The following is a 7,911-nucleotide window of genomic DNA, read 5'->3' as shown; positions in this document are numbered from 1 at the left end:
GGTTATCAATGTTCCAAAAAGCGCCAGCAATCTGAGAGTTCGCACATGGCTTTTTGCATTTTCTATACTTAGGACATCGGCCTGTCCAAACCTCCTGTCAATTTCTTGCAGTGTCTTGTCGGTTATACCTTCTTCAATGTGAGTTAACTCAATGCTGCAGTTTTTCACATCCTCTTCAAAAATTTCTCTATACATCTTCACACCGATTTTTGATATGAATATTTTAATCATTTGGGCTTAAATATGTTCCCATCATACTTATATTTGAGAAAATTAATAATTTAATTTGTACATTATTTTTTGCACATGTGAGTACTATGGCTAACAAGAATGTAGAATTAATGAGAGGAGAACCGGAAATAGCTGTTAAAAAGTTAGCAATTCCTATCATGATATCAATGCTTTTGACAGCTTCATACAACATTGTTGATGGAATTTGGGTTGCAGGATTGGGCCAGTCTGCCATTGCGGGAATCGGATTTGTAACCCCGATATTCATGATTTTAAATGGTGTAAGCATAGGTCTTGGAAACGGTGCAACAAGCAGTATCAGCCGTGCCGTTGGGGCCAAAAACCATGAGGGAGCCAGCAAGTCCGCAACACATTCGATTTTAATTTTTCTAGTAGCGTCAATATTGTTGACTGCAATTCTACTTTTAATTCAGGAGCCGTTGCTTAGGGCATATGGTGCAAGCGGCCAGTCATTGACTGAAGCGTTAAGGTATTCTACTCCACTGTTCGCAGGTCTTTTCGCTTTCATGTTTGCTAACGGAGGAAGCGGAATCCTTCGTGGTGAAGGAGACATGAAAAGGGCAATGTATGCAATAATCGTCTCCGTTGCTTTGAATTTTATTTTGGATCCTCTTTTCATTTATGTGCTGAACTTGGGCTCTGCCGGAGCTTCACTTGCAACAATTGTCAGTTCTCTTGGTTCAGCAATTGTTATCATGTATTGGATTTTAATTAAGAAGGACACATATGTAAATGTCACTTTTAAGGGATTCAAATTTGACTCAAAAATAACAAAGGACATTCTTAAAGTCGGTATTCCTTCTTCACTTGATATGCTGATGATGTCAATTGCAATGAGCTTGTATTTGGTGTTTATATCATCAATTGGTGGGGAATATGGTATTGCAGCATTTACCTCCGGTCAGAGACTGTATCTCTTTGGTATAATGCCTTTGACAGCTATTGCAAGTGCAGTTGCGGCAGTCAGCGGAAGCGCATATGGGGCAAGGAATTGGGAATATCTGTCCAGGACCCATACCTACGGTACAAAATTTGCAATGGCATTTTCAATCGTCATAATGCTTATTTTGGTAATATTTGCTCCTCAACTGTCCCTGATATTTGCATACACTCCGGATACTGCTCCGTTGATTCCTGAAATTACCAATTTTTTAAGGTTTGCTTCATTTGGTTTATTGCTGGTTGGTATTGGAATGCCTTCAAGCTTTATGTATCAGGGAATCGGCCGTGGAACAACAAGCCTTGCATGGACAATAATAAGGGAATTGATTTTCACTGTAAGTTGTACATACCTCTTTGGAATAGTGTTTAATTTAGGATTATGGGGTATCTGGTTGGGTTTGGCTGTTGGTAGGATAATTGCATCTATCCTGAACTTTACTTACGCTAAATACACGCTCAGGAAGTTAAAACATACTTTAGAATAAGGCAAAAGATGAATATTGCTATTCATCCAACAAGTCTGCCACTTTATTTGCAATGAAAACGCAGCAGTCGACACATGGGGATTTGTCGTCTCCGTTTTTACTTATTATGTCGCATCTTACCGTTCCGTATTCCTCTTTAAATGCATTGAAAATTTCTTTGGCGTTTGCTTTGATTTTTCCGGTATCATCTAAAATTAATCCATTTGCCATTAGGGCACCGGTTACTGCACCGCAGGTTCCTTCATCAAAGGTTCCGCCCATTCCTCCTGCAAATCCGCATGCCAATTTGCACATTTCAGCCTGGCTCATGTCAACATTTGCACATTCACAAAGCCCCATTAAAGTTGACTCGGAACAGCTTTTAAATGTCCGGTATTCTCTAATTTTTTCCTCTAAAATTTTTTTGTCAAGTTTCATAAAACAATCTCCCAATTTGTTAATTAATTATATTAATTAAGAATTTTATATAATTATTTGTTAAATTGTTTAGGTGATAAAAATTATACATCCAAGACCAAGTCCAATTGCGGCTACTCTTTATACTTTAAGGGACATGAACGTTGATGTAATTATAATGCATGGGCCTACAGGATGCTGTTTTAGAACAGCAAGGCTTTTAGAAAGTGATGGGGTTCGTGTTGTAACTACAGGAATGTCGGAAAATGATTTTATATTAGGTGCCGGCGAAAAATTAGTCGACGCATTAACTGAAGCTTATGAATTATTCAAACCAAAACTGATGGGTATTGCAGGCACTTGTGCAAGTATGATTATTGGCGAAGATTTAAAGGATGCAATTGCAACTGCAGATTTGCCGTGCACAGTTATTCCAGTGGAATCCCATGGCGGATCGGGTGAAGGTGACAACACCGTTGGAGCGATAATGGTATTGGATGCAGCCGTTGAATGTGGTGTTATACCTCGTGAAGAGGCAGACAGGCAAATTGAAATGCTTGAAAAGGCAACAGAAGTTGAAAAGACCCGTGGAATGGCACAGGGCAAGTATATCAAGCCTAACTTTGGGGATTCCAAAGAGAAAGTTGCGAAAATAGTTGTTAATGCTTTAAAAGATAATAAGAAAGTTGCATTTGTCTTAAATGTTAAAAAAGAAACTTCATATTTGTTTTCTGACATCATTAACTTTGACTACAAAAAGATCAATCCGGACAACAAACCAGTTTTTGTTGCCAATCTTGATGAAAACATAGGTCTTCCAAGAATAAGGCAGCATGCGGTAAACATCAAAAATCAGCTGGACATGAAACCTGATTTCATTACTGGGGGTTTGGATGAATATCCTATCACTGCCAATAGGGCAGCAGAATACCTGAAAGACAAAAATCCTGATATGATTGTAGTTTTCGGAGTTCCTCATGCATTTCCAATTGAGGATTTTGATGTGGAATCCGTTGCAGTGACAGACGGGCCTCGTTTGGTAGAGCCTTTAAGGGAGTTGGGCTACACTCATGTTGTTGCTGAGCTTGATGCACACTCAAAGACTCTTGGAACAGATGAAATTGTGTTTTCCGATTTCGGCGCAATGATTAGATCAGCTATTGGGTGGTTAGAGGAATGATAACAATTATTGATTATAAAAGCGGAAACTTAAAGAGTATTTCAAATGGATTTAAAAAAATCGGTGTTGATTATGTAATCTCTGATGATAAGGAGGTAATTGCCGATAGTGATTATTTGGTTTTGCCGGGTGTTGGAGCATTTGGAAGTGCGATGGAGAATCTTGAAGCATTTAAGGATGTTATTTATGAACATGTTGATGCCGATAAGCCATTTTTAGGAATATGTCTTGGCCAGCAGGTGCTGATGAGTTCAAGTGAAGAATCGCCAGGCGTTAAAGGTTTGAACCTTTTTAAAGGGCATGTGGAGAAATTGCCTGAAGGAGTAAAGATACCTCACATGGGTTGGAATAAGTTAAATGTAGAAAATGACTCGCCAATCCTGGAAGGTATAGATGGAGAATATTTTTATTTTGTTCATTCTTATCATACAATTCCTGATGATGAAAATATCATTGCAGGAACTTGTGATTATGGAAACAGTGTTGTAGCAAGTTTGTCTCAAAACAATTTATTCTCAACACAGTTTCACCCGGAAAAAAGTGGTGTTGCGGGATTAAAGATTTTAAAGAATTTCACTAATTTGGAGATTTAATTATGGATATTGAAGGTTTTGTAAGAGCTAGAATTGATGATTACTCATATGATGACTTGGCGGATATTTTAGCGGTACGAATAAGGGAATACAAAAAGATTTCAGAAGAAAATTCAGTAGAAATGGCAAAAGCAGTGATTGATGAGGTTTCAACTACCTTAAAACTGAATGAAAGTGATGACGAGTTTTTAAAGGAAATAGTTGATGTTAACAAGGCTGATGTATTGATGGGCGAGATGGGAGTCGGGTCCCGTGGAGCCGGTGACTTTTTTGTCCACAGAAAAATCGCAGAAATCGTAGCGTCAACAAATACTGCTTCACTTGTAAATCCGTCAGAACAGGACGATGGGGGAGTTGTAAAGGCTCCGGTTAAAAATGATGAAGTTTATATAACAACTGCCGTTGACGGAATACATTCAAGGTTAAGCGAATATCCATTTTTAGGCGGTTTTCATGTAACAAGAGCAACTTTAAGAGATGTCTGTGTAATGGGGGCGGACCCTGTTGCAATCCTAAGTGATGTTCACCTGGCAGATGACGGTGATGTCGCCAAGATTTTTGACTTTACTGCAGGTGTTGCGGCAGTTTCAGAGCTTGTTGATGTTCCAATCGTAGCAGGAAGTACCTTGCGTGTCGGAGGGGACATGGTTTTAGGTGACAGATTTGTTTCAGCTGTCGGTAGTGTGGGTGTATCGCCTTATCCTCCAACTGCAAGAAAAGGAGCCACTGAAGGGGATAAGATTCTTTTAACTGAAGGTTCCGGTGGCGGAACAATAACAACAACCGCATTATATAATGGATTTTTTGATGTGGTATGGGACACAATGAACGTTAACTTCGTTCAGGCATCACATGCATTGTTTGAATCAGACCTTGTCAAGGACGTTCATGCAATGACTGACGTTACAAATGGAGGCCTTAGGGGAGATGCCCATGAGATTTCCAACACTACCGGTGTTGGTTTGGAGTTTTATGAAAAAGAAATCAGAGATATGGTGGCCCCTAATGTATTGAACATGCTTGAAACATTAAACATCGATCCGTTGGGAGTTTCAACCGATTCATTAATGTTGATTGTGCCTCCTGAAATTGTTGGCGATATCAAAAAGGCTGTTGGCAAATATGATGTTGCCATATCTGAAATTGGTGAAGTCAACAATTCCGGTGAACCGATTCTAATTAAGGAAGACGGTTCAGATGAGAAACTTGTTCCTTTATTTAGAGAAGCGGCCTATACTAAAATCAAAAAATTGGTCGGCGATACAACTCCTGAAGACTTTGAAGAAATGAAACAAAAAGTTCAAGAGGCTTCAGATGCCGCAATTGCTAAAAAGGAAAAAGTAATTGAATACGTTAAGAAAAATTAATTTTTTTTAGATTTTGAAGAAAAATATCCATTTTTCTTCTAAATTATTTCATGGTCGATAGGAACTAGATGAAAATATTAATCATCTCTTGTTTCTGCGACTTTGCACAAAATCACAACTGCACACTTCAAAATTTTATATAAGTTTTAAAGTTCAATTCATCTATATGTTAGATAATAGAGGTTCATTTTATATAATGGATGCAATAATTGCGGTTGTTCTACTTTTAATGGCATTTTTAGTTGTCAATGCAGCAATATCAATGCCGGCACATGACTATTCATATGAAAGCAAAGACATCACAAAAGCTCAGGATATCATGGAATTGCTAAGCGGCAAAATCGATTTTAATGACAACACGTTCATCGCTAAAGTTTCGTCAATTCTGGAAGACGGTGAAAATTCAAAAGAATCAATAATGCAAGTTTCGGAAATTTCTCAAAACAAACTGGATTCCTATAATATTAAAAATTACAGGTTCTGTGAGAATAATGTTTTAAAAGGTAAGGTTTTGGCTTCATCTGGGGATTATAATGAATATGATAATGTTGATGTTGCAACCAGGACTTATGGCGATTATTCATATACATTATCAGTATGGCAATAATTAAATAGTATAAAAATCATACAATTAATTGTTATCTTATTTTGTCGGCCCTGGTGGTGTAGTTTGGATAACACATGGGACTGCGGATCCCATTCCCCGGGTTCAAATCCCGGCCAGGGCATTATAATTTCCGTGATTATTATGTTAAACGCTAATACTTATGTTACTTCCCAAAAAGGAATTGGGGGAACTATTAGAAACAGGTATGAAGATTTTTACGTTGAAGAAATTCCTGAAGTCTTGCCGACTGGTGAAGGTCCGAATATCTACATCTGGATTGAAAAACTAGGAAGAACTACATTGGATGTCGTTTTGGACATTTCAAGGGATCTGCACATCTCAAGAAAAAGAATGGGATTTGCTGGAATGAAGGATAAAAAGGCCTTGACCCGTCAGTGGATCTGCATTGCAAATATGGATTCGGAAGATCAATTCAGGCAGGTTGAGAACCTGGATATTTATAAAACTGATTTTTTAAAAGTCGTAAGAGGGCGCAAAAAGCTTAGAATGGGCCAGCTTAAGGGAAATAAATTCAAAATATTAATTAAAGATTTGGACGATATCCAGGAAAGTGCAGACATTGCAAATGAGGTCTTAAAGGAGTTGGAAACTACTGGTGTTCCCAATTACTTCGGTTGGCAGAGATTCGGAAAGCCAAGAACAAACACTCATCTTGTCGGTGAAGCCTTAATAGAAAATGACTTGAAAAAGGCAGTTGACCGATATATTGGAGGACCATCTGAAGACGAGCATGAAGAAAATCAAAAGGCAAGACAGGCGTATGATGATGGCAACCTTGAGGAATCTCTTGAACTGATGGGTAAGGGAATGAGATACGAAAAGATGATGATTCGTGAATTGATTAAAGATTCCAAAAAAGGCGAATTGACCGATAAGTCATATAAGAATGCTTTATATGCTCTTCCAAAACCTCTTCAGAGAATGTTTGTCCACGCTTATCAGTCATACTTATTTAATGAAGCCGTCAGCAATCGTGTGGCCATGGGGATTGACACCTACATTGAAGGTGACATTATCATTGACACAGAAGAGCATATTGTCTATGATAAGACTCCTGATGAGTATCAGGAGCTTATGGATAGCTTCAAGGCAAACCCGACATGCCCTTTATATGGTACAAAAGTCCCATATGCAGGAGGCGCTGTCGGTGAGATGGAAGAAAATGTTTTGAAAGGGTATGGTCTTAAAAAGGAAGACTTTGAAGTTCCTAAAATGCCTCGTTTGGGAAGTCATGGACTCAGACGTTCAATGAGATTCCAGGTATGGGATGCATCTGCAGCACCAACAGACGAAGGTGTTTTGTGTGAGTTTTCTATAAATAAGGGTTCATATGCTACTGCGGTTTTAAGAGAAATAATGAAATTGGATGTTGTATAGGTGATTAAATGGTATTGTGTCCTGATTGTGGAAAAGATGTTCCAAAAGCCAAATTCTGTAAAAATTGTGGAGCATATATTTCAGATATTGAGGAAGTCAACGTTATTGAAGAGCAAACAATCGCTCCAGTTGAATCAGGTGAAGATTCAATTCCGGTCACTGTTAAATCAGAAGATGAAGTTATCATGGCTAAAAAGGTTATTCCTGTTGAGTCTGCTGACGAAAAATCTGTTTCAGATCTTGTTAAATCAGATAAAATCAAGTTTTGTTTTAATTGCGGCCATGAACTTGTTGGAAATTTTAACTTCTGTCCGGAATGCGGACAGGATTTGAGAGGAAAGGTATCAAATCAAAATAGTCATGTTGTCCCAAAGGAAAAAAGCACTCTTCTGGCAGTTATTCTAAGTGTTTTCTTGCCGGGCCTTGGTCAAATTTATTTGGGCCTTGACCATAAGGGGGCAATATTTTTAATAGCATATGTCGTATCGGCAATTTTAATTTTACTTTTAATTGGATTCATATTATGCATAGCAATCTGGATTTGGGCATTGGTAGATACAATATCATCAGCCAATGCGATAAATCGTGGTGAAGAGGTAAATGATAAGTTATTATAGGTGATGATTATGATTGAATGTAGAAATATTGCAAAAGGAAAAGCAAAAGGGGAACTGATTGTTTCATCAGAACC

Annotated in this window: 9 protein-coding genes and 1 tRNA gene; 8 read left to right on the top strand and 2 right to left on the bottom strand. The window is 38.1% G+C overall.

What is annotated here, in order from left to right:
• Window positions 1-195, bottom strand: a 195-nt coding sequence (locus tag ACJMLO_RS07195; RefSeq protein ID WP_405295349.1) for a hypothetical protein, incomplete at its 3' end; no start/stop codon positions are given.
• Window positions 196-317: 122 nt separating this feature from the next.
• On the opposite strand from ACJMLO_RS07195, the gene ACJMLO_RS07190 reads away from it, so the two are divergent.
• Entirely contained in the window at window positions 318-1,679 is a 1,362-nt protein-coding gene (locus ACJMLO_RS07190) for an MATE family efflux transporter (RefSeq protein WP_405295347.1), read from the top strand.
• An 18-nt stretch (window positions 1,680-1,697) separates the two neighbouring features.
• Here the strand turns inward: ACJMLO_RS07190 and ACJMLO_RS07185 are convergent, their stop codons facing one another.
• Window positions 1,698-2,096 carry a C-GCAxxG-C-C family protein gene (locus tag ACJMLO_RS07185; protein ID WP_405295345.1) on the bottom strand — a complete coding sequence of 133 codons (399 nt, stop codon included), beginning with the start codon at window positions 2,094-2,096 and terminating at the stop codon, window positions 1,698-1,700.
• Between the two features lie 85 nt (window positions 2,097-2,181).
• On the opposite strand from ACJMLO_RS07185, the gene cfbD reads away from it, so the two are divergent.
• From cfbD to ACJMLO_RS07150, 7 genes are all read left to right on the top strand, one after another.
• Window positions 2,182-3,255: a Ni-sirohydrochlorin a,c-diamide reductive cyclase catalytic subunit gene (cfbD, locus tag ACJMLO_RS07180; RefSeq protein ID WP_405295351.1), complete on the top strand. Its 1,074-nt coding sequence runs from the start codon at window positions 2,182-2,184 to the stop codon at window positions 3,253-3,255.
• Window positions 3,252-3,848: an imidazole glycerol phosphate synthase subunit HisH gene (hisH, locus tag ACJMLO_RS07175; protein ID WP_405295343.1), complete on the top strand. Its 597-nt coding sequence runs from the start codon at window positions 3,252-3,254 to the stop codon at window positions 3,846-3,848. Before cfbD ends, hisH begins: the two co-directional genes overlap by 4 nt.
• 2 nt (window positions 3,849-3,850) lie before the next feature.
• Window positions 3,851-5,215 (top strand): AIR synthase-related protein, encoded by a 1,365-nt coding sequence (locus tag ACJMLO_RS07170; protein ID WP_405295341.1) that lies wholly within the window; start codon window positions 3,851-3,853, stop codon window positions 5,213-5,215.
• Between the two features lie 166 nt (window positions 5,216-5,381).
• Window positions 5,382-5,822 carry a hypothetical protein gene (locus ACJMLO_RS07165; protein ID WP_405295339.1) on the top strand — a complete coding sequence of 147 codons (441 nt, stop codon included), beginning with the start codon at window positions 5,382-5,384 and terminating at the stop codon, window positions 5,820-5,822.
• 47 nt (window positions 5,823-5,869) lie between these two features.
• Window positions 5,870-5,943, top strand: a tRNA-Arg gene (locus ACJMLO_RS07160).
• 20 nt (window positions 5,944-5,963) lie between these two features.
• Entirely contained in the window at window positions 5,964-7,220 is a 1,257-nt protein-coding gene (gene truD / locus ACJMLO_RS07155; protein WP_405295337.1) for a tRNA pseudouridine(13) synthase TruD, read from the top strand.
• 8 nt (window positions 7,221-7,228) lie between these two features.
• Window positions 7,229-7,837: a hypothetical protein gene (locus tag ACJMLO_RS07150; RefSeq protein ID WP_405295335.1), complete on the top strand. Its 609-nt coding sequence runs from the start codon at window positions 7,229-7,231 to the stop codon at window positions 7,835-7,837.
• Window positions 7,838-7,911: the final 74 nt, after the last annotated feature.

Origin of the sequence: Methanobrevibacter sp., assembly GCF_045120835.1 — an archaeon.
GTDB lineage: Archaea > Methanobacteriota > Methanobacteria > Methanobacteriales > Methanobacteriaceae > Methanocatella.
The sequence above is the reverse complement of the archived record's forward strand: the minus strand, read 5'-3'. Positions and strand labels throughout refer to the sequence as shown.

Bases quoted from the DNA above. Each gene is read 5' to 3' on its own strand.
- ACJMLO_RS07185 (WP_405295345.1), bottom strand. From the start codon at position 2,096: ATGAAACTTGACAAAAAAATTTTAGAGGAAAAAATTAGAGAATACCGG.
- hisH (WP_405295343.1), top strand. From the start codon at position 3,252: ATGATAACAATTATTGATTATAAAAGCGGAAACTTAAAGAGTATTTCA.
- ACJMLO_RS07170 (WP_405295341.1), top strand. From the start codon at position 3,851: ATGGATATTGAAGGTTTTGTAAGAGCTAGAATTGATGATTACTCATAT.
- truD (WP_405295337.1), top strand. From the start codon at position 5,964: ATGTTAAACGCTAATACTTATGTTACTTCCCAAAAAGGAATTGGGGGA.
- ACJMLO_RS07150 (WP_405295335.1), top strand. From the start codon at position 7,229: ATGGTATTGTGTCCTGATTGTGGAAAAGATGTTCCAAAAGCCAAATTC.
- ACJMLO_RS07165 (WP_405295339.1), top strand. From the start codon at position 5,382: ATGTTAGATAATAGAGGTTCATTTTATATAATGGATGCAATAATTGCG.
- ACJMLO_RS07190 (WP_405295347.1), top strand. From the start codon at position 318: ATGGCTAACAAGAATGTAGAATTAATGAGAGGAGAACCGGAAATAGCT.